The organism is Enterobacter cloacae complex sp. P16RS2 (genome assembly GCF_014982155.1).
GTDB lineage: Bacteria > Pseudomonadota > Gammaproteobacteria > Enterobacterales > Enterobacteriaceae > Enterobacter > Enterobacter cloacae_M.
In genome coordinates this window covers 140,411-158,870 of sequence record NZ_JADCKW010000009.1, presented here as the reverse complement: position 1 = coordinate 158,870, position 18,460 = coordinate 140,411, and the positions used below count along the sequence as shown (strand labels likewise).

At 54.1% G+C, this 18,460-nt stretch carries 23 protein-coding genes and 1 other annotated feature; of the genes, 8 read left to right on the top strand and 15 right to left on the bottom strand.

Annotation, left to right across the window (positions count from 1 at the left end):
* Nucleotides 1-232: 232 nt before the first annotated feature.
* The 12 genes from INF68_RS05785 to thrS form a co-directional block, all read right to left on the bottom strand.
* Nucleotides 233-697 (bottom strand): NlpC/P60 family protein, encoded by a 465-nt coding sequence (locus tag INF68_RS05785; RefSeq protein WP_008500650.1) that lies wholly within the window; start codon nt 695-697, stop codon nt 233-235.
* Nucleotides 698-771: 74 nt separating this feature from the next.
* Entirely contained in the window at nt 772-1,527 is a 756-nt protein-coding gene (gene btuD / locus INF68_RS05780) for a vitamin B12 ABC transporter ATP-binding protein BtuD (protein WP_121931307.1), read from the bottom strand.
* Nucleotides 1,527-2,078: a glutathione peroxidase gene (locus tag INF68_RS05775; protein ID WP_023311298.1), complete on the bottom strand. Its 552-nt coding sequence runs from the start codon at nt 2,076-2,078 to the stop codon at nt 1,527-1,529. The genes btuD and INF68_RS05775 overlap by 1 nt, the downstream gene beginning before the upstream one ends.
* A gap of 34 nt (nt 2,079-2,112) precedes the next feature.
* Complete coding sequence (gene btuC / locus INF68_RS05770) at nt 2,113-3,093, bottom strand: vitamin B12 ABC transporter permease BtuC (RefSeq protein WP_126786176.1); 981 nt, start codon at nt 3,091-3,093, stop codon at nt 2,113-2,115.
* A 103-nt stretch (nt 3,094-3,196) separates the two neighbouring features.
* A complete protein-coding gene (gene ihfA / locus INF68_RS05765) occupies nt 3,197-3,496 on the bottom strand; it encodes an integration host factor subunit alpha (protein WP_003857805.1) in 300 nt (99 codons plus the stop codon).
* A 4-nt stretch (nt 3,497-3,500) separates the two neighbouring features.
* On the bottom strand, nt 3,501-5,888 hold the full coding sequence (gene pheT / locus INF68_RS05760) for a phenylalanine--tRNA ligase subunit beta (RefSeq protein WP_193525278.1): 2,388 nt from the start codon (nt 5,886-5,888) through the stop codon (nt 3,501-3,503).
* Between the two features lie 15 nt (nt 5,889-5,903).
* Nucleotides 5,904-6,887 (bottom strand): phenylalanine--tRNA ligase subunit alpha, encoded by a 984-nt coding sequence (pheS, locus tag INF68_RS05755; RefSeq protein ID WP_033145275.1) that lies wholly within the window; start codon nt 6,885-6,887, stop codon nt 5,904-5,906.
* A gap of 62 nt (nt 6,888-6,949) precedes the next feature.
* Nucleotides 6,950-7,074, bottom strand: a sequence feature (Phe leader region).
* Nucleotides 7,025-7,069, bottom strand: a complete 45-nt coding sequence (pheM, locus tag INF68_RS05750; RefSeq protein WP_001386830.1) for a pheST operon leader peptide PheM — start codon at nt 7,067-7,069, stop codon at nt 7,025-7,027. Its footprint overlaps the feature before it by 45 nt.
* 117 nt (nt 7,075-7,191) lie before the next feature.
* A complete protein-coding gene (rplT, locus tag INF68_RS05745; RefSeq protein ID WP_000124850.1) occupies nt 7,192-7,548 on the bottom strand; it encodes a 50S ribosomal protein L20 in 357 nt (118 codons plus the stop codon).
* Nucleotides 7,549-7,599: 51 nt separating this feature from the next.
* The gene (gene rpmI / locus INF68_RS05740; RefSeq protein WP_003030583.1) at nt 7,600-7,797 is read right to left on the bottom strand and encodes a 50S ribosomal protein L35; all 198 of its coding nucleotides are present in this window, start codon (nt 7,795-7,797) and stop codon (nt 7,600-7,602) included.
* A gap of 97 nt (nt 7,798-7,894) precedes the next feature.
* Nucleotides 7,895-8,437 carry a translation initiation factor IF-3 gene (gene infC / locus INF68_RS05735; RefSeq protein WP_014069901.1) on the bottom strand — a complete coding sequence of 181 codons (543 nt, stop codon included), beginning with the start codon at nt 8,435-8,437 and terminating at the stop codon, nt 7,895-7,897.
* Nucleotides 8,438-8,440: 3 nt separating this feature from the next.
* Nucleotides 8,441-10,369: a threonine--tRNA ligase gene (gene thrS / locus INF68_RS05730; RefSeq protein WP_008500657.1), complete on the bottom strand. Its 1,929-nt coding sequence runs from the start codon at nt 10,367-10,369 to the stop codon at nt 8,441-8,443.
* A 142-nt stretch (nt 10,370-10,511) separates the two neighbouring features.
* Between thrS and yncL the strand changes: the two genes are divergently transcribed.
* Both yncL and yniD read left to right on the top strand, forming a co-directional pair.
* Nucleotides 10,512-10,784: a stress response membrane protein YncL gene (yncL, locus tag INF68_RS23475; protein ID WP_080298627.1), complete on the top strand. Its 273-nt coding sequence runs from the start codon at nt 10,512-10,514 to the stop codon at nt 10,782-10,784.
* Nucleotides 10,785-10,882: 98 nt separating this feature from the next.
* Complete coding sequence (gene yniD / locus INF68_RS05720; RefSeq protein WP_008500658.1) at nt 10,883-10,990, top strand: small membrane protein YniD; 108 nt, start codon at nt 10,883-10,885, stop codon at nt 10,988-10,990.
* A gap of 79 nt (nt 10,991-11,069) precedes the next feature.
* On the opposite strand, the gene INF68_RS05715 is transcribed toward yniD, so the two are convergent.
* Nucleotides 11,070-11,828 carry a YdiY family protein gene (locus tag INF68_RS05715; protein ID WP_029740435.1) on the bottom strand — a complete coding sequence of 253 codons (759 nt, stop codon included), beginning with the start codon at nt 11,826-11,828 and terminating at the stop codon, nt 11,070-11,072.
* A gap of 295 nt (nt 11,829-12,123) precedes the next feature.
* Between INF68_RS05715 and pfkB the strand changes: the two genes are divergently transcribed.
* From pfkB to INF68_RS05700, 3 genes are all read left to right on the top strand, one after another.
* Entirely contained in the window at nt 12,124-13,056 is a 933-nt protein-coding gene (gene pfkB / locus INF68_RS05710; RefSeq protein WP_126786231.1) for a 6-phosphofructokinase II, read from the top strand.
* Between the two features lie 106 nt (nt 13,057-13,162).
* Nucleotides 13,163-13,453 (top strand): type V toxin-antitoxin system endoribonuclease antitoxin GhoS, encoded by a 291-nt coding sequence (ghoS, locus tag INF68_RS05705; RefSeq protein WP_126786177.1) that lies wholly within the window; start codon nt 13,163-13,165, stop codon nt 13,451-13,453.
* 105 nt (nt 13,454-13,558) lie between these two features.
* A complete protein-coding gene (locus INF68_RS05700; RefSeq protein WP_029740438.1) occupies nt 13,559-14,419 on the top strand; it encodes a fructosamine kinase family protein in 861 nt (286 codons plus the stop codon).
* Between the two features lie 36 nt (nt 14,420-14,455).
* Here the strand turns inward: INF68_RS05700 and INF68_RS05695 are convergent, their stop codons facing one another.
* Entirely contained in the window at nt 14,456-14,992 is a 537-nt protein-coding gene (locus tag INF68_RS05695) for a YniB family protein (protein ID WP_023311291.1), read from the bottom strand.
* A gap of 148 nt (nt 14,993-15,140) precedes the next feature.
* Here INF68_RS05695 and hxpB point away from each other — a divergent pair, with 148 nt between their 5' ends.
* From hxpB to INF68_RS05680, 3 genes are all read left to right on the top strand, one after another.
* A complete protein-coding gene (gene hxpB, locus INF68_RS05690) occupies nt 15,141-15,812 on the top strand; it encodes a hexitol phosphatase HxpB (RefSeq protein WP_126786179.1) in 672 nt (223 codons plus the stop codon).
* Nucleotides 15,813-15,913: 101 nt separating this feature from the next.
* The gene (locus tag INF68_RS05685) at nt 15,914-16,504 is read left to right on the top strand and encodes a metal-dependent hydrolase (RefSeq protein ID WP_014883483.1); all 591 of its coding nucleotides are present in this window, start codon (nt 15,914-15,916) and stop codon (nt 16,502-16,504) included.
* Between the two features lie 127 nt (nt 16,505-16,631).
* Complete coding sequence (locus INF68_RS05680) at nt 16,632-18,023, top strand: L-cystine transporter (protein ID WP_045336125.1); 1,392 nt, start codon at nt 16,632-16,634, stop codon at nt 18,021-18,023.
* A 48-nt stretch (nt 18,024-18,071) separates the two neighbouring features.
* On the opposite strand, the gene cedA is transcribed toward INF68_RS05680, so the two are convergent.
* Nucleotides 18,072-18,326 carry a cell division activator CedA gene (gene cedA, locus INF68_RS05675; protein WP_071786526.1) on the bottom strand — a complete coding sequence of 85 codons (255 nt, stop codon included), beginning with the start codon at nt 18,324-18,326 and terminating at the stop codon, nt 18,072-18,074.
* Nucleotides 18,327-18,460 lie beyond the last annotated feature (134 nt).

Sequence of the window (18,460 nt, the reverse complement as noted above, 5' to 3'; positions counted from 1 at the left end):
CTGTCTTGATTTTAATAAGATTAATTTCATTAGTTCCGTATTTATTTTCAGATTTATCCCTGAATCTAAAATAATTTTATCCTGGTTGCCGAATAATAGCCAGTTTTAGATAAAACAGACACATGCAGGATTCGCTAATTTTAGATAAATTTAACTTTAAGCATCTTATTTGAGAAAAAACGGCATGATTTATTAGATACCATGCCGTCATAAGAGAAGTGTCTGACAAAGACTATATACGTCGAGCCTGCCAGAAATTTTTACGCCAGTAAACATTATCTAGAGAAGAGCGCATCACGCCGCGGCTTGTCGAGGCGTGAATGAACTGATTGTCTGTATCATATATCCCCACATGAAGACCGCTTTCACCCGATCCGGTTTTGAAGAAAACCAGGTCCCCGGGCAGAAGATCGTCTTTATCAATTTCAGTGCCAATTTCGGCCTGCTTGCGCGTTTCGCGCGGAAGCTGTAAATCAAACTTGTCGCGGAACGTCATCAGAACGAAGCCGGAGCAATCCACGCCGCCGCGGCTCATGCCGCCGTAGCGATAAGGCGTACCGCGCCAGTTGCTCAGCTGATCGTTAAGGCTGGCAATGACGGTGATCGAATCTGAAAGCCGTGGGTTAGGCGGCGGCGCACGATGGCTACTGCATCCCGCAAGAAAAAGTGCGGCCATCAGGAGAAACCAGAATCGCATTTTCAGACGAATCCTCTGCTTTTTTTGTTCTTTTCGTAATTTAGCGTGCAATTGTGCTAAGAGGCAAGAAACGGTTACGTCTGCCCGGTAGAAATCAGCATCTTATGTCCCTCAATATCCAGCCTGCGGAACGACATGTTGTACGCGCGGGCAAGATGGGGCGGCGTAAGCACCCGATCCCGCGCGCCGCTGGCTATCATCTTTCCCTGCGACAGCAGCCACACCCGGTGGGCATGACGCAGGGTGTGATTGAGGTCATGACTACTCATCACCACGGCGATACCTTTTCGGCTCAGGGTGCTTAACAGCGTATCCAGTGCCGCCTGCTGCGCCACGTCCAGACCGCTCATGGGTTCATCGAGAAGCAGCATTCGCCCGTGAGGATTACCTGCAGGGTGGATCTGAAGAATGACTGCCGCCAGACGTACCCGCTGCCACTCTCCGCCGGAAAGCTGGCTGGCGTGCCGGGACAGTTTATCTTCCAGCCCCAGGGCCGCGGCAACGTCCGTCAGCAGTGCCGTCTGTTGTTTGTCGTGCAAATGCAGCATCAGATAGTGCCAGACCGGCATCGCAAAGGGCGGCACCTGCTGCTGCACGAGGTAGCTGCGCCGATGCGCCAGCGAGACCGGCGACCAGTCGGCGAGCGTATGCTCCAGCAGCGTTATCTGCCCTTCTCCGTCGGTCATGCCTGCCATCCGTGCCAGCAGCGTGCTCTTCCCTGCACCGTTTGGCCCGACAAGATGCAGGATTTCTCCCGCATTGATGGTACCGGTTATCGGCTCCAGACGTCCCCGCTCGGCAACGTCCGTGAGCTGCATCAGCAGCGACATTATTTCGCCAGCGCCAGCTTGATCGATTCCATAACGATCGGATCCTCAGGGGTCATATCCGGCGAAAAACGCTGAACGACCTGGCCGTCGCGGCCAATCAGGAATTTTTCAAAATTCCACAGGATATCGTCCGGGTAAAGCGGCGCGCGGCCTTTGCTGGCCATGCGTTCATAAAAACCGCTTCCTTCCGGCGCAACGGCCTTCGGCGCGGCAGCGATCAGCTTCGCATACAGCGGATGGCGGTCTTCGCCGTTGACATCGATTTTGCTGAACATCGGGAACGTCACGCCATAGGTAGTGCTGCAGAAGGTTTTAATCTCCTCTTCGCTGCCCGGCTCCTGCCCCAGGAACTGGTTGCACGGGAAGCCCAGCACGGTGAAACCGTCTTTCTCCCAGGCCTTCTGAATGTTTTCCAGCTGCTCGTACTGCGGCGTCAGGCCACATTTCGATGCCACGTTGACGATAAGCAGCACGTTGCCTTTGTAGCCTTCCAGCGTGGTGTTATCGCCATCAATGGTGGTCACTTCAGTATTCAGGATGTCTGACTGCATAGCATTCCCTCAGGTTGTCTTACGGCTTGTTGATTTAACGTCCAGCTTTTAATAGTAGCCAGATAAATACCGGCGCGCCCAGCGTAGCGGTCACCACGCCAATCGGCAGCTCTGCGGCCGTCAGGGCAAGTCGGGCGATGATATCGGCCACCAGCAGCGTGACGGCCCCGGCAACCGCCGCGGCCGGAAGCAGGGTCCGATGGTCCGTGAGGCCACACAGGCGCAGCATGTGCGGAATAACCAGCCCGATGAAGCCGATCGCGCCCGCCAGAGCCACGCTGACGCCGACCAGCCAGCCAATGACTATTACCAGCACATTACGCCAGAACCCAATCGGCATGCCGAGCTGACGGGCAGAGGTTTCACCCAGCGCGAGCATATTCAGCGGCTGCGCCTGCAGGGCAGCCCACACGATAACCGGTACCAGCAGCGCCATCAGCCAGCCCTGGTGCCAGTCAACGCCTCCAAAGCCGCCCATCATCCAGTACATCAGCTGACGCAAGTCAAAGGATGTTGAGAAGTAGACCGCCCAGGTCATCAGCGCGCTGCAGATTATCCCCAGCGCCACGCCGGCAAGCAGCAGACGGCTGGTCGATAAGTGCCGTCTGGCGAAACGAAGAAGGATCGCGGTGATTAGCAGCGCGCCGAGGATAGCGCTCAGGCTAATACTCCATCCGGAGAGTTCTCCTCCGCCGAGCATTACCGCCGCAATCAGGCCTACGCCTGCGCCGTTTGACACGCCGAGCAGCCCGGGCTCCGCCAGAGGGTTATCAAACAACGCCTGCATTATGGTGCCGCACAGCGCCAGCGCGGCGCCGACCAGAACCACCGCGACGGTGCGCGGCAGGCGAATTTGCCAGACGAAGAGCTGCCCGTCCGGCCCCCACCAGCTTTCAGGCCCGATCCATCTGTCGCCCGCGCAGAGGCTCACGCCTGCGGCGACAATGAGCAACAGCACCAGCAAAAACAGGCGACGCTTATCGGAACGGTGCTGGCGATGGGCATAATCAAGCATGTGTACGGTTTTAGTAGCGTGAGATGTAATTGATTTTACGGCGGGTTTGCCGGAGAGCGCAAAGAAAAAAGGCCGCGTGGGCGGCCTTTTTAGTTAGTTCATATTACTCTGCTTTGGGCGTTGCGTTTTCGACACGGCTTTTTAACTTCTGGCCGGGTCTGAAGGTCACCACGCGGCGGGCTGTAATGGGAATATCTTCCCCCGTCTTCGGGTTGCGGCCCGGACGTTGGTTTTTGTCTCGCAAATCAAAATTGCCAAAACCGGAGAGTTTTACCTGCTCACCATTTTCCAGAGCACGACGGATCTCTTCGAAAAACAGCTCTACCAGCTCTTTGGCATCCCGTTTGCTAAGCCCAAGCTTATCAAACAGATATTCTGACATTTCAGCTTTTGTAAGCGCCATAGGTTCAATCCCTCAATGATGCCTGGAATCGCTCTTTTAATGCCTCTACACATTTGGCGACGGTAGCGGCAATCTCCTCTTCTTCGAGTGTACGGCTGGTATCCTGAAGGATAAGGCTAATAGCGAGGCTCTTGAAACCTTCTGCTACGCCCTTGCCGCGGTACACGTCAAATAAGTTTACGCCAACTACCTGATTTACGCCAACTTTCTTACATTCGGCCAAAATATCTGCTGCAGGCACATTTTCCGCGACCACAACCGCGATATCACGGCGGTTTGCCGGGAAGCGGGAGACGTCCTGAGCCTGAGGAATAACGCGGTCAGCCACCGGGTTCCATTCCAGCTCGAACACGATGGTACGGCCGTTCAGGTCCAGCTTACGCTCCAGCTCAGGGTGAACAACCCCAATAAAACCAACGCGTTTACCGTCTAAATAGATGGCTGCGCTCTGGCCCGGATGCAGGGCCGGAATGGCTTCGGCGCGGAATTCAATTTCAGATAATTTACCGGTCAGATCCAGAATCGCTTCCAGATCGCCCTTCATATCGTAGAAATCAACCGTGCCTTTTGCCAGGTCCCAGTGCTCTTCATAGCGGTTGCCGCTGATGGCACCAGCCAGCATGAGATCCTGACGGATGCCTAAATTTGCCTGATTATCCGGTACAAAGCGCAAACCGCTTTCGAAAATTCGCACGCGGTTTTGCTGGCGATTCTGGTTATAAACGACAGTGCCCAGCAGGCCCGTCCACAGAGACAGACGCATCGCGGACATTTCGCTGGAGATTGGGCTTGGCAGGATCAGCGCCTCCTGACCCGGGTGGATCAGCTGCTGCAGCTTTGGATCAACAAAGCTGTAGGTGATCACTTCCTGGTAGCCTTTGTCGTTCAGCATGGTTTTCACACGCTTCAGGGACAGGTCGGCTTCACGGTGGGTGCCCATTACCAGACCCGCCTGGACAGGCTCGTCAGGGATGTTGTTGTAGCCGTAAACGCGGGCCGCTTCTTCCACCAGATCTTCTTCAATTTCCATGTCGAAACGCCATGATGGCGCAACGGCTTTCCACTCGTCCTGCCCTTCAGTTACTTCACAGCCCAGACGTTTCAGGATGTCGGTTACCTGCGCATCGGCAACGTGGTGACCAATCAAGCGATCCAGCTTGCTGCGGCGCAGGGTGATGGTCGCACGCTTCGGCAGCGTCGCTTCGTTGGTGACGTCGATAACCGGGCCCGCTTCACCGCCGCAGATGTCGATCAGCAGGCGGGTCGCACGTTCCATCGCTTTATACTGCAGAGCAGGGTCAACGCCGCGCTCGTAGCGGTGAGAGGCATCAGTATGCAGGCCGTGACGGCGTGCGCGACCGGTGATGGAGAGCGGGCTGAAGAACGCGCATTCCAGCAGGACGTTTTGCGTCTCGTCGTTGACGCCTGAGTGCTCGCCACCGAAGATACCGCCCATTGCCAGCGCTTTGCTGTGGTCAGCAATCACCAGGGTGTCGGCGTTCAGTTTCGCTTCGCTGCCGTCAAGCAGAACCAGGGTTTCGCCCTCTTTCGCCATGCGCACAACGATGCCGCCGTCGATACGGTCTTTATCAAACGCGTGCATTGGCTGGCCCAGCTCCAGCAGAACGTAGTTGGTCACGTCGACCACTGCGTCGATTGAGCGAATACCGCAGCGGCGCAGCTTCTCTTTCATCCACAGCGGGGTTGGCGCTTTCACGTTGATGCCTTTCACGACGCGACCGAGGTAGCGCGGGCAAGCATCCGCAGCGTCAACCTGAATAGGCAGCACGTCACTGATGGTCGCTTCAACCGGCGCGATTTCCGGCGCGTTCAGTTCTGTCTGGTTGAGCACGGCCACGTCGCGCGCCACGCCGATGATACCTAAGCAGTCGGCACGGTTTGGCGTGACGCTGATTTCAATGGTGTTGTCATCAAGCTTCAGGTATTCACGGATATCGGTGCCGATTGGCGCATCCAGCGGCAGCTCAATGATACCGTTGTGGTCGTCGGAAATGCCCAGCTCGGAGAAGGAGCACAGCATGCCTTCAGACGGCTCGCCGCGCAGCTTAGCCGCTTTAATTTTGAAATCGCCCGGCAGCACTGCACCGACGGTCGCCACGGCCACCTTCAGGCCCTGACGGCAGTTTGGCGCACCGCAGACGATATCCAGCAGACGGTCACCGCCCACGTTTACTTTTGTTACGCGCAGTTTGTCAGCGTTAGGGTGCTGACCGCATTCGACTACTTCGCCGACGACCACGCCGTTGAAGGCTCCGGAAACCGGCTCAACACCGTCCACTTCCAGACCCGCCATGGTGATCTGGTTAGAAAGCGCGTCGCTGTCCAGCGTGGTGTTCACCCACTCGCGTAACCACAGTTCACTGAATTTCATTGTTCTGTCCTGCCCTTATTTAAACTGTTTGAGGAAACGCAGATCGTTTTCGAAGAATGCACGTAAGTCGGTCACGCCGTAGCGCAGCATAGTCAGACGCTCCATGCCCATGCCGAAGGCAAAGCCGGAGTAAACTTCTGGATCGATACCCACGTTGCGCAGCACGTTTGGATGCACCATGCCGCAGCCCAGCACTTCCAGCCATTTGCCGTTTTTACCCATCACGTCAACTTCCGCAGACGGTTCGGTGAACGGGAAGTAGGACGGGCGGAAACGAACCTGCAGATCTTCCTCAAAGAAGTTGTTCAGGAAATCGTGCAGCGTGCCCTTCAGGTTGGTGAAGCTAATGTTTTTATCAACAATCAGACCTTCCATCTGGTGGAACATTGGAGTGTGGGTCTGATCGTAGTCGTTACGATAGACGCGGCCCGGCGCGATAATGCGGATTGGCGGCTCCTGATCCTTCATGGTACGGATCTGAACGCCGGAGGTCTGAGTACGCAGCAGACGCGTAGCGTCGAACCAGAAAGTGTCGTGGTCAGCGCGTGCCGGATGATGGCCAGGAATATTCAGGGCGTCGAAGTTATGGTAATCATCTTCGATTTCCGGGCCAGTCGCCACGGTAAAGCCGAGCTCACCGAAGAAACTTTCAATGCGATCGATGGTGCGGGTAACCGGATGCAGACCACCGTTTTCGATACGGCGACCCGGCAGAGAAACGTCGATCGTCTCTGCGGCCAGACGCGCATTCAGCACCGCGCTTTCCAGCTCGGCTTTGCGCGCGTTCAGCGCCTGCTGTACCTGCTCTTTGGCTTCGTTAATCACCGCACCCGCTGCCGGGCGTTCTTCTGCCGGCAGCTCACGCAGGGTTGTCATCTGAAGGGTCAGGTGCCCTTTCTTCCCAAGATATTCGACGCGGACATTGTCTAACGCGGCAACATCTGAGGCCTGATTAATGGCGGCTGTTGCACTGGCAACCAGCTCTGCGAGATGTGACATGATTTTCCTCATTATGTCGGTGCAGACACCGATTTGGTGGAGTTATTCTCTCAAATTCAGGCACAAAAAAAGCCTCCATCGGGAGGCTTATCTGGCGCTGTTTTTCGTTTCATCTTTCACGCGCTAGCCTCCTGAAATCAGGTGCTAAAGTAAAAGAAGAAGCGGAAAATAGCAGCATTCATGCTTGCGTTACCTTGTCTGGTAAAAACCGTTAAGACCTTATTGAAAAGCCTGGACGGATAAATGTCAATCTTCTGATGGTGTTAAATGAAAAGAGGGAGCAAAGCCCCCTCTTTCAACTGGCTTATGCCAGTGCTGCTTTCGCTTTTTCGACCAGAGCGGTGAACGCTACTTTGTCGAATACTGCGATGTCAGCCAGGATCTTACGGTCGATTTCAACAGAAGCTTTTTTCAGGCCGTTGATGAATTTGCTGTAAGAAATACCGTTCTGACGTGCTGCTGCGTTGATACGCGCAATCCACAGTTGACGGAACTGACGCTTACGCTGACGACGGTCACGGTAAGCGTACTGACCTGCTTTGATAACAGCCTGGAAGGCAACGCGGTAAACGCGTGAACGCGCACCGTAGTAGCCTTTAGCTTGTTTCAAAATTTTCTTGTGACGTGCACGTGCAATTACACCACGTTTTACGCGAGCCATATGTGCTCTCCTGTATCTATATTCTTAGTAAAAAAATTAAACGTTAACGGCTTATGCGTACGGCAGGCACGCGATAACCAGACCCAGATCGCCTTTAGAAACGAGGCCTTTTGGACGCAGGTGACGTTTACGCTTAGTAGATTTTTTGGTCAGAATATGACGCAGGTTTGCGTGCTTACGCTTAAATCCACCACCACCGGTTTTTTTGAAGCGCTTAGCAGCACCGCGTACGGTCTTAATTTTTGGCATCTTAATAACTTCCACTTCGCATTGTTAAATAAACGAAACATAGGCGAACAAAACCTATGAAACCCGAAGGCTCCACAGGTTTTGCTGCTTGAAGGCCTTACTGTTTCTTCTTAGGAGCGAGCACCATGATCATCTGGCGGCCTTCGATCTTCGTAGGGAAGGATTCGACTACTGCCAGTTCACTCAGATCGTCACGGACGCGGTTAAGCACTTCCATACCAATCTGTTGGTGGGCCATCTCACGACCGCGGAAACGCAGTGTGATCTTGGCCTTATCGCCATCTTCCAGAAAGCGAATCAGGCTGCGGAGTTTTACCTGATAATCGCCATCGTCGGTACCAGGACGGAATTTGATTTCCTTAACCTGGATAACTTTTTGCTTTTTCTTCTGTTCCTTAGAAGACTTACTCTTTTCATAAAGGAACTTGCCGTAGTCCATGATACGACAAACTGGCGGTTCGGCGTTAGGGCTGATTTCAACTAAATCTACTCCAGCTTCTTCAGCTTTTTCGATCGCTTCTCTCAGACTCACAATCCCCAGTGGTTCACCTTCAAGATCTGTTAAGCGAACTTCCTGGGCGCGAATCTCGCCATTGATACGATTCGGACGTGCCGTTTGAACTCGTTTTCCGCCTTTAATACCTTATTCCTCCAGTTGTTGAAGACTGCGGCTGCGAATCTCTTGTTGCAGCTTCTCAATCACTTCACTTACGTCCAGGCTGCCCAGGTCTTTACCACGGCGGGTGCGAACGGCAACTTTGCCTGCTTCCACCTCTTTATCACCACAGACCAACATATACGGGACACGACGTAAAGTGTGCTCGCGGATTTTAAAGCCAATCTTCTCATTTCTCAAGTCTGCTTTTACGCGAATGCCCGCATTTTGTAGTTTCTGCGTCAATTCTTTAACGTAATCTGCCTGAGAATCGGTAATGTTCATCACCACGACCTGCACTGGCGCAAGCCAGGTTGGGAAGAAGCCTGCGAACTCTTCGGTCAGGATGCCGATGAAGCGCTCCAGAGAACCGAGAATTGCACGGTGAATCATTACCGGTACCTGACGCTCGTTGTCTTCGCCAACATAAGAGGCGCTTAAACGCTGCGGCAGGGAGAAGTCCAGCTGTACAGTACCGCACTGCCATGCGCGATCGAGGCAGTCATACAGGGTAAATTCAATTTTCGGACCGTAGAATGCACCCTCGCCCAGCTGGTATTCGAACGGAATGCCGTTCTCTTCCAGCGCCACGGCGAGATCCGCTTCTGCGCGATCCCATGTCTCATCGCTACCGATACGTTTTTCCGGACGCGTTGAGAGTTTGACGACGATCTTCTCGAAGCCAAAGGTGCTGTACATATCGTAGACCATACGAATACAGGCGTTAACTTCGTCACGAACCTGATCTTCAGTACAGAAGATATGCGCGTCATCCTGAGTAAAGCCACGAACACGCATCAGACCGTGCAGCGCACCTGATGGCTCGTTACGGTGGCAGCTACCGAACTCCGCCATACGCAGCGGCAGGTCGCGGTAGGATTTCAGACCCTGGTTGAAGATCTGAACGTGGCCCGGGCAGTTCATTGGCTTGATGCAGTATTCACGGTTCTCAGACGAGGTGGTGAACATCGCATCTTTGTAGTTGTCCCAGTGGCCGGTTTTTTCCCACAGCACACGGTCCATCATGAACGGGCCTTTCACTTCCTGATACTGGTACTCTTTCAGCTTAGAGCGTACGAAAGTTTCCAGTTCACGGAAGATAGTCCAGCCGTCGTTATGCCAGAACACCATACCCGGCGCTTCTTCCTGCATGTGGTACAGGTCAAGCTGCTTACCGATTTTACGGTGGTCACGCTTCGCCGCCTCTTCCAGGCGCAGCAAGTATGCGTTCAGGGCTTTTTTATCAGCCCACGCGGTACCATAAATACGCTGCAACATTTTGTTGTTGCTGTCGCCACGCCAGTAGGCGCCCGCGATCTTCATCAGCTTAAAGTGATGACAGAAGCGCATGTTCGGCACGTGCGGTCCACGGCACATGTCGACGTATTCTTCGTGATGGTACAAGCCAGGCTTGTCATCATGCGAAATGTTTTCGTCAAGAATAGAGACCTTGTAGCTCTCGCCGCGCTTCACGAAGGTTTCACGCGCTTCGTGCCAGCTGACTTTCTTCTTGATGACGTCATAGTTCGTTTCGGCGAGCTCATGCATGCGTTTTTCGAGCGCATCGATATCTTCCTGAGTCAGGGTGTGGTCAAGGTCAACGTCATAGTAGAAACCGTTGTCGATAACCGGACCGATCGCCATTTTGGTGTTTGGCCACAGCTGTTTGATGGCATGGCCTAACAGGTGCGCGCAGGAGTGACGAATGATCTCCAGACCTTCTTCGTCTTTCGCAGTGATGATTGCAAGCGTCGCATCGTTTTCGATCAGATCGGAAGCATCCACCAGCTCACCGTTAACGCGGCCAGCGATAGTCGCTTTCGCGAGACCAGGACCAATGTCCAGGGCTACATCCATTGGGCTAACAGCACGGTCGAAATGGCGTTGGCTGCCATCAGGAAGAGTAATTACAGGCATTTTATATCCTTATTTGCAGTGATGCCCCACACATAAGAGCATATACAAAGAAAATAATCGTGATTTGACAATAGATTACGACACCATCTGACCAACAATCGTCAAATTGGTTCGTCATCATTCACCAGCCGAATTCAGATTAATGTGGATTTACGGCAAGCGACGTAATGTTAACACTAACGGAAAGGAGATTGCACCCTCTGCGGCCAGATTGATGGGCTGGCGCTTTCGCACGAATTTGCAGGTTGCTTCTCCCCTGCGCTCGCATTTCGAAGATGCTGGGCTACTCTTGAACAGGTCTTTAAACCCAAAGGTGCATACCATGAACGTATCCAGCAGAACGGTTGTGATATTGAATGTCCTTTCCGCCACAGGTTTATTGTTGATTCTCGCCGAACGATTCCACTGGTTCTGAGCCGAACCCTGCGCTGGCATAACCCAATCGAACCTGAGAAGGGGCATATTTCGGCCCTGTTTGGTAGACTGTGGGTATCAACCAATAAGGATTAGGTTATGCCAACTAAACGATTTGCCGTAAAACACTGGAAAATGGTGCTGGTGCTGATTGCCATCTGCGGCGCAATGCTGCTACTCCGTTGGGCGGCAATGATTTGGGGCTAGGGCGAAGACAGGTCATCAGAAGGGACGTCAAAAAACCGCAGACAATAAACGGGCCGACATTATCATCGGCCCGCTTTTATTACATTCTATAACCCAGTGAAACCGTGGTTCTGCGGTCGGTATGATCCGGCGCAGATTCTGGTGGTGAAGAGTTCCAGGTCACGTTGTAGGCGACTTTCAGGCCAAAGTGTTCGTTGATAGCCACGTTCAGCGCCGTCTCAGAGTTCAGCGTCGTGTCGTCGGCACCAAATACAGAAACACCCTGGGTAAATTTGGTGTTGTCAGTCATCTGCCAGGCATAGGTACCGGAAGCGTAACCGAGCGGTTGGGTTTTGGTATCGCCATTGGTGTACTCGTCATAACGCACACCAGGACCGAATTCAAAACGGAGGCTGTGTACCGGACCGTTCAGGAACTGGCGACCATAACCGGCGGTGAACACATCGCGCTGGCGATAACCGTTGTAACGGTCAGTTAACCAGCTTGCCTGTCCAAACAGGTAGTCATAGTCGGTCATGTTGTAACGGCTACGTCCGCCTACCGCATATTTCTCGGAAGAACGTTCGTCATTAGCGGAAGTGTTGCTGGCATTACCCCACAGAGACCAGGCGGTGGTGTTGCCGTACCAGGTAAGCGTACTGTCCGCCGTCAGAGAAGAGCTTTTCGTGTTACCGGATTGTGCCAGGTACCCGGCGTTCAGGTTACCTTCAAAAGGTTTTTTCGCGGTGGAAGGATCGTCCATGACAGTAAAAACGGTATCATCAGCGGTCGCGTTCATAGCCGCAAACACGCCACCCGCCAGCATCAGTGCAGCGGGCACTGTCTTTAAAAGCTTCATTTTATTAAGGAGTCCGTACAACAAAAAAAGAGACCACACGGTCCCGGAATCTTTCTTGAGGATCAATGACAAGGCGTCCAGAGAAAGGTAACAAATTATAAAAAGCCGCAAATAACATAGCAATGTTTTCTTATTTCATTTTTTGAATAAGAACGATCTCAAAAAGCGTTTTATTTTATATATCCCCCGCCTCAATTTTTGTCAGTATTCATATTTAAAATCATACTGTTATTTACATTGCCTTCCTGACAAATGGTGCCAGGCTAATAAGAGCCCATGCTAAAAGGAGGTAATGATGGTTTCTATTTATACTCTGACGCTCTCCCCTTCCCTGGATTCCGCCACCCTGACGCCGCAGATTTACCCGGAAGGTAAATTGCGCTGTAGCGCCCCGGTCTTTGAGCCCGGCGGCGGCGGGATCAACGTGGCGCGCGCCATTACACATCTCGGCGGCAAAGCCACGGCAATTTTTCCCGCAGGCGGTGCCACCGGTGAACACCTGGTCTCTCTGCTGGCCGATGAACAGGTGGCCGTTGAAACCGTTGAGGCCAAAGACTGGACGCGGCAAAACCTGCATGTCCACGTGGGATCCAGCGGCGAGCAGTACCGTTTTGTCATGCCGGGCGCGAAACTCAGCGATGACGAGTTTCGTCAGCTTGAAGAGAAAGTGCTGACGATAGAGAGCGGCGCGCTGCTGGTGATAAGCGGCAGCCTGCCGCCCGGCGTAAGCGCGGAAAAATTGACGGCGCTGATTCAGGCCGCGCAGCAGCGCGGCATCCGCTGCATTGTCGACAGCAGCGGCGAGGCCCTGCAGGCGGCCCTGGTACCGGGCAATCTGGAGCTGGTCAAACCCAACCAGAAAGAGTTAAGCGCGCTGGTCAACCGCGAGCTGACGCAGCCTGACGATGTGCGCACCGCCGCGCAGGAGCTGGTGCGCAGCGGAAAAGCGCGGCGCGTAGTCGTCTCCCTTGGCCCTCAGGGGGCGCTGGCAGTCGATGAATCGTCGTCCGTTCAGGTTGTCCCACCGCCGATGAAGAGCAAGAGCACGGTTGGCGCGGGCGATAGCATGGTGGGCGCGATGACGCTAAAACTGGCGCAGGGTGCGTCCCTGCTCGAAATGACACGCTACGGCGTGGCGGCGGGTAGCGCCGCCACCATCAACCAGGGCACGCGTCTCTGTTCGCTTGCCGATACGCAAAAAATCGTCGATTACCTGTCCCGAAATTAACCCCTGTTCCCCTTCGTCTTTACGGAGGGGAATGTCCTCGCTGAGTCGCCAAACGCAAGCTATCGACTATGCTAAGAAAACTTTCATGATAACAATGAGGTGAATTATGAGCAGTGGTGACATCACACGCTACGTCGTGACCATCAACCTTCATGAAGCATCGCTAACCGAGCTGAATGAGCTCAACAATGCTTTCACCCGGGCTAATTTTCTCCTCACCCTGACGGATGACGAGGGCAATATTCATGATTTAGGCACCCTGACATTTGGTCTGATCGGCGCCCTGAGCCAGGAAGAGATTCATGCGCTGGCCGCCAGTCTGGTGGAGAGCGTGACCGACAAGCCTGCCGAAATTGACGTGGATACCTGGGAAAGCTGGCGGAAAAAAGAACAATAAGTGCGCTGTATGAATTTAAACCGCTCAGGTGTGCGTTAGTTCGTATTTTTTTACCGCAGTTATGCGCTAACTTTATGATCTGGCAGACAACATGGGAGAGACAACATGTGGCAGGCTATCAGTCATCTTTTACGTGAGCAGCTGGGTGAAGGTGAAATTGAACTGCGTAACGAACTGCCAGGCGGTGAGATCCACGCCGCGTGGCATTTACGCTACGCAGGGCGCGATCTTTTCGTTAAATGCGATGAGCGAGAGCTGCTTCCAATATTTACTGCCGAAGCCGACCAGCTGGAGCTGTTGTCCCGCAGTAAAACGGTCACAGTCCCGCAGGTTCTGGCCGTGGGGAGCGACCGCGACTACAGCTTCCTGGTGATGGAGTATCTCCCCGCCCGGCCGCTGGATGCCCATAATGCGTTCATCCTCGGCCAACAGCTAGCGCGCCTGCATCAATGGAGTGACCAGCCGCAGTTTGGTCTCGACTTTGACAACGATCTCTCCACCACGCCACAGCCCAATGCCTGGCAGCGTCGCTGGTCGACATTTTTTGCCGAGCAGCGCATTGGCTGGCAGCTTGAGCTGGCCGCCGAAAAAGGACTGGAATTTGGCAATATCGACGCCATCGTCGAGCACGTTCAACAGCGTCTGGCATCCCACCAGCCTCAGGCGTCGCTGCTTCACGGCGATTTGTGGTCCAATAACTGCGCGCTGGGTCCCAACGGCCCGTACATCTTTGACCCGGCCTGCTACTGGGGTGACAGAGAGTGCGATCTTGCCATGCTGCCGCTTCATCCTGAGCAGCCGCCGCAAATATACGACGGATACCAGTCTGTTTCCCCCCTGCCGCCCGGTTTCCTCGACCGCCAGCCGGTGTATCAGCTTTATACGCTGATGAACCGTGCCATTCTTTTTGGCGGAGAACACCTTGTTAACGCGCAGCGGGCACTCGAGCGTATGCTTGCCGCCTGAGTAGAGAACGGGTGGCCTTGCCGCCACCCTTATCGCTTACAGAAAACCGAGCAGTGAGAAGAAGAAGTATCCCGCCACAATGATGATGACGGGAAGGATATAGAGCGGGAAGATTTGCAGGAAAATGGTGTGACGCGGCACAACGATGCGGGATTCAATCTGCTCACGACTCATTCCTTCCGGGCCCTTGGCCTGCTCCAGAATCAACTGATCCTCAACGCCTTCGCGTAAAAAGCGCGTCTGGCGACTCATTCTCGCACCAGAGGCCTGCAGTGCCAGCGCGACAAAGATCAGGGCATATATCACCCAAAAGCCGATATTCAGCTGTTGATGAAAATCCGGAGTGGGTGAGTTAAACCAGAAGACATTCAAAAATGGCGTATTAAAACGCATCATCTCAATCATGACATGAGCGAAATCAAGCATTACCGCATTGATACCCGGCTGTTTTTCGCTGTGATCGTACATAAATTTGAGTACAGAAATCAGCGTAGAAATGACGGCAGGAATAAAAATCACCCAGCCAGCAATACGTTTTAAGACCGCAATGCGTCCAGCTTGTTGATACGTCATCAGTTCCTCTTCATAAAGACGCGTTATTTGTGCCTAAGTCTACCTGCTGACCATCAATTTCGCCCGCTCTTTAAAAGCAATATGCTAAATTGCAGATTGTGCTTAGCACGTATCGTCTGTCGAACACCCTGGATAAGGAGACGTTGTGATGTCGACACCGCGCCAAATTCTTGCCGCAATTTTTGACATGGATGGATTACTGATCGATTCCGAACCGCTGTGGGATCGCGCCGAACTGGACGTTATGGCCAGCCTCGGCGTGGATATCAGCCGCCGTAATGAACTTCCCGATACCCTGGGCCTGCGCATCGATATGGTGGTTGACCTGTGGTCTGCCCAACAGCCTTGGGTAGGTCCCAATCGCGATGAGGTGACCGCACGCATTATCAGCCGCGCCATTTCTCTGGTGGAAGAGAACCGGCCGCTGCTGCCCGGCGTACGTGAGGCCGTCGCGCTGTGTAAAGCCCAGGGGCTGAAGGTCGGACTGGCCTCGGCTTCACCGCTGCACATGCTGGAAAAAGTGCTGACGATGTTTGAACTGCGCGACAGTTTCGACGCGCTGGCGTCCGCTGAAAAATTGCCTTACAGCAAGCCGCACCCGCAGGTCTATCTGGACTGCGCCGCTAAGCTCGGCCTGGATCCCCTCAACTGCGTTGCGCTGGAAGATTCCGTTAACGGTATGGTGGCGTCGAAGGCTGCACGGATGCGCTCCATTGTGGTGCCCGCAGAAGAAGGCCGTCACGACCCCCGGTTTGCCCTTGCCGATGTGAAGCTTAATTCACTGGCAGAACTGACGGCGCATCACCTGCAGGGCGGTTAACGCCCTTCTCTGGTTTGTGACAAACAGTTACACCGTCACCTCTTCCGCCTACTGTATAAAAACCCTATACTGTATGAATTGACAGTTTTGTGGGTTTTATCATGACGGCGGAAGGCCACCTGCTTTTTTCTATTGCGTGCGCGGTATTTGCCAAAAACGCTGAACTCACCCCCGTGCTGGCACAGGGGGACTGGTGGCATATTGTCCCTTCCGCCGTATTGACCTGTCTGCTGCCCGACATTGACCATCCCAAATCTTTCCTCGGACAGCGCCTGAAGTGGGTGTCGAAACCCATCGCCCGCGCGTTCGGCCACCGGGGGTTTACGCACAGCCTGCTGGCCGTGTTTGGCCTGCTGACGTTGTTCTATTTAAAAGTGCCCGAAAGCTGGATAGTCCCCGCCGATGCCATCCAGGGGATGGTGCTGGGATATTTAAGCCATATTCTGGCCGATATGCTGACACCCGCGGGCGTACCGCTGCTGTGGCCCTGCCGCTGGCGCTTCCGTTTTCCCATCCTCGCACCGCAGAAAGGGAACCAGCTGGAGCGCGTCTTGTGCATGGCGCTGTTTGCTTACGCCGTCTGGATGCCGCAAACCTTGCCCGAAAATAGTGCAGTTCGCTGGTCATCCCAGATGATTAATTCGCTGCAATTTCAGTTCAATCGCTTTATTCATCACCAGATTGAACAGTAAACCGACAAAATTATCCCATTTGTCATAAACCATTCCATTTGGATATAAGCGCTACATCACACTTCTGCTAACCTTCCGCCAACAGGATCGGTAAAAACCGACCCAATAATAAATCAGGAGAACGGGGATGAATTTTCCACTCATCGCGAACGTCGTTGTGTTCGCTGTATTGCTATTGCTTCTCGCGCAGGCGCGCCACAAACAGTGGAGCCTGGCGAAAAAGGTGCTGGTTGGTCTGGCCATGGGTGTCGTATTTGGTCTGGCATTACAGGCAATTTATGGCTCCGATAATCCAGTTCTGAAAGATTCCATTCAGTGGTTCAACATCGTCGGTAACGGCTATGTTCAGCTGCTGCAGATGATCGTTATGCCGCTGGTGTTCGCCTCTATTCTGAGCGCCGTTGCTCGCCTGCATAACGCGACTCAACTGGGAAAAATCAGCTTCCTGACCATTGGTACGCTGCTGTTCACCACGCTGATTGCCGCGCTGGTGGGTGTGCTGGTCACCAACCTGTTTGGCCTGACCGCAGAAGGTCTGGTTCAGGGTACCGCTGAAACGGCGCGTCTGACCGCGATTCAGACCAACTACGTTGGGAAAGTGGCTGACCTGACCGTGCCGCAGATGGTGCTCTCCTTCATTCCGAAGAACCCGTTTGCTGACCTGACCGGTGCGAGCCCAACCTCGATCATCAGCGTGGTTATTTTCGCCGCGTTCCTGGGCGTAGCGGCGCTGAAGCTTCTGAAAGACGATGCGCCAAAAGGCGAACGCGTGCTGACCGCAATTGACACCCTGCAAAGCTGGGTGATGAAGCTGGTCCGTCTGGTCATGCAGCTCACTCCTTACGGCGTGCTGGCGCTGATGACCAAAGTGGTTGCCGGTTCTAACCTGCAGGACATCATTAAGCTGGGCAGCTTCGTTGTCGCCTCTTATCTGGGCCTGGGCATTATGTTCGTGGTGCACGGCATCCTGCTGGGCGTGAACGGCGTCAGCCCGCTGAAATACTTCCGTAAGGTCTGGCCGGTGCTGACCTTTGCCTTCACCAGCCGTTCCAGCGCCGCGTCTATTCCGCTGAACGTGGAAGCGCAAACCCGTCGTCTGGGCGTGCCTGAATCCATCGCCAGCTTCTCTGCCTCCTTTGGTGCCACCATTGGTCAGAACGGCTGTGCGGGTCTGTACCCGGCGATGCTGGCCGTGATGGTTGCCCCTACCGTTGGGATTAACCCGCTGGATCCGGTCTGGATCGCCACGCTGGTCGGGATTGTTACCGTAAGCTCCGCAGGCGTTGCGGGCGTTGGCGGTGGCGCAACCTTCGCCGCGCTGATTGTGCTGCCCGCGCTGGGCCTGCCCGTGACGCTGGTCGCGCTGCTGATCTCCGTTGAGCCGCTGATCGACATGGGCCGTACCGCGCTGAACGTAAGCGGCTCCATGACAGCCGGTACGCTGACCAGCCAGTGGCTGAAGCAGACCGACAAAGCGATTCTGGAAAGTGAAGACGACGCCGAGCTGGCGCACCGTTAATCTCGGTAGAAATAAAAAAACCGCCTGATGGCGGTTTTTTTATGGCTGTTATTCTTCGACCTCTTCATCCTGGCGGATCTGCATCGCCCACCGCTGCGCTGACTCCGGCACCGTAAACGTGGGCGAGCGGCGGAAATGTTCGCCGATCAGCACGAAGGCCACGTATTTCCCCCGAAGCTGCCAGACATCGCGAAAACCCTCCACTTTCAGGGCATGGTCAGGCGGCGCGGGCTCAACGCGGGGCACATAGCTAATAACCTGGCGGTTTTGTTGACGAAGAGGTTTCATAAGCGACTGGTTCACTAAAGCAAATTCTTGAAGCAGGAAAATTTTATGATAGCCGATCCTGCTGCCTTCCGTCGCGCTCCGAGTGGGTGAGATGGCTCCTTTCGCTAATCACGGCATATGAAAACTCTTAGTTCGCGAACCATGTCGCG

Excerpts from the sequence above, each read along its gene's own strand:
- INF68_RS05785 (WP_008500650.1), bottom strand. The coding sequence starts at position 697 with ATGCGATTCTGGTTTCTCCTGATGGCCGCACTTTTTCTTGCGGGATGC.
- btuD (WP_121931307.1), bottom strand. The coding sequence starts at position 1,527 with ATGTCGCTGCTGATGCAGCTCACGGACGTTGCCGAGCGGGGACGTCTG.
- INF68_RS05775 (WP_023311298.1), bottom strand. The coding sequence starts at position 2,078 with ATGCAGTCAGACATCCTGAATACTGAAGTGACCACCATTGATGGCGAT.
- btuC (WP_126786176.1), bottom strand. The coding sequence starts at position 3,093 with ATGCTTGATTATGCCCATCGCCAGCACCGTTCCGATAAGCGTCGCCTG.
- ihfA (WP_003857805.1), bottom strand. The coding sequence starts at position 3,496 with ATGGCGCTTACAAAAGCTGAAATGTCAGAATATCTGTTTGATAAGCTT.
- pheT (WP_193525278.1), bottom strand. The coding sequence starts at position 5,888 with ATGAAATTCAGTGAACTGTGGTTACGCGAGTGGGTGAACACCACGCTG.
- pheS (WP_033145275.1), bottom strand. The coding sequence starts at position 6,887 with ATGTCACATCTCGCAGAGCTGGTTGCCAGTGCAACAGCCGCCATTAAT.
- rplT (WP_000124850.1), bottom strand. The coding sequence starts at position 7,548 with ATGGCTCGCGTAAAACGTGGTGTAATTGCACGTGCACGTCACAAGAAA.
- rpmI (WP_003030583.1), bottom strand. The coding sequence starts at position 7,797 with ATGCCAAAAATTAAGACCGTACGCGGTGCTGCTAAGCGCTTCAAAAAA.
- thrS (WP_008500657.1), bottom strand. The coding sequence starts at position 10,369 with ATGCCTGTAATTACTCTTCCTGATGGCAGCCAACGCCATTTCGACCGT.
- yncL (WP_080298627.1), top strand. The coding sequence starts at position 10,512 with ATGTGGATTTACGGCAAGCGACGTAATGTTAACACTAACGGAAAGGAG.
- yniD (WP_008500658.1), top strand. The coding sequence starts at position 10,883 with ATGCCAACTAAACGATTTGCCGTAAAACACTGGAAAATGGTGCTGGTG.
- INF68_RS05715 (WP_029740435.1), bottom strand. The coding sequence starts at position 11,828 with ATGAAGCTTTTAAAGACAGTGCCCGCTGCACTGATGCTGGCGGGTGGC.
- pfkB (WP_126786231.1), top strand. The coding sequence starts at position 12,124 with ATGGTTTCTATTTATACTCTGACGCTCTCCCCTTCCCTGGATTCCGCC.
- ghoS (WP_126786177.1), top strand. The coding sequence starts at position 13,163 with ATGAGCAGTGGTGACATCACACGCTACGTCGTGACCATCAACCTTCAT.
- INF68_RS05700 (WP_029740438.1), top strand. The coding sequence starts at position 13,559 with ATGTGGCAGGCTATCAGTCATCTTTTACGTGAGCAGCTGGGTGAAGGT.
- INF68_RS05695 (WP_023311291.1), bottom strand. The coding sequence starts at position 14,992 with ATGACGTATCAACAAGCTGGACGCATTGCGGTCTTAAAACGTATTGCT.
- hxpB (WP_126786179.1), top strand. The coding sequence starts at position 15,141 with ATGTCGACACCGCGCCAAATTCTTGCCGCAATTTTTGACATGGATGGA.
- INF68_RS05685 (WP_014883483.1), top strand. The coding sequence starts at position 15,914 with ATGACGGCGGAAGGCCACCTGCTTTTTTCTATTGCGTGCGCGGTATTT.
- INF68_RS05680 (WP_045336125.1), top strand. The coding sequence starts at position 16,632 with ATGAATTTTCCACTCATCGCGAACGTCGTTGTGTTCGCTGTATTGCTA.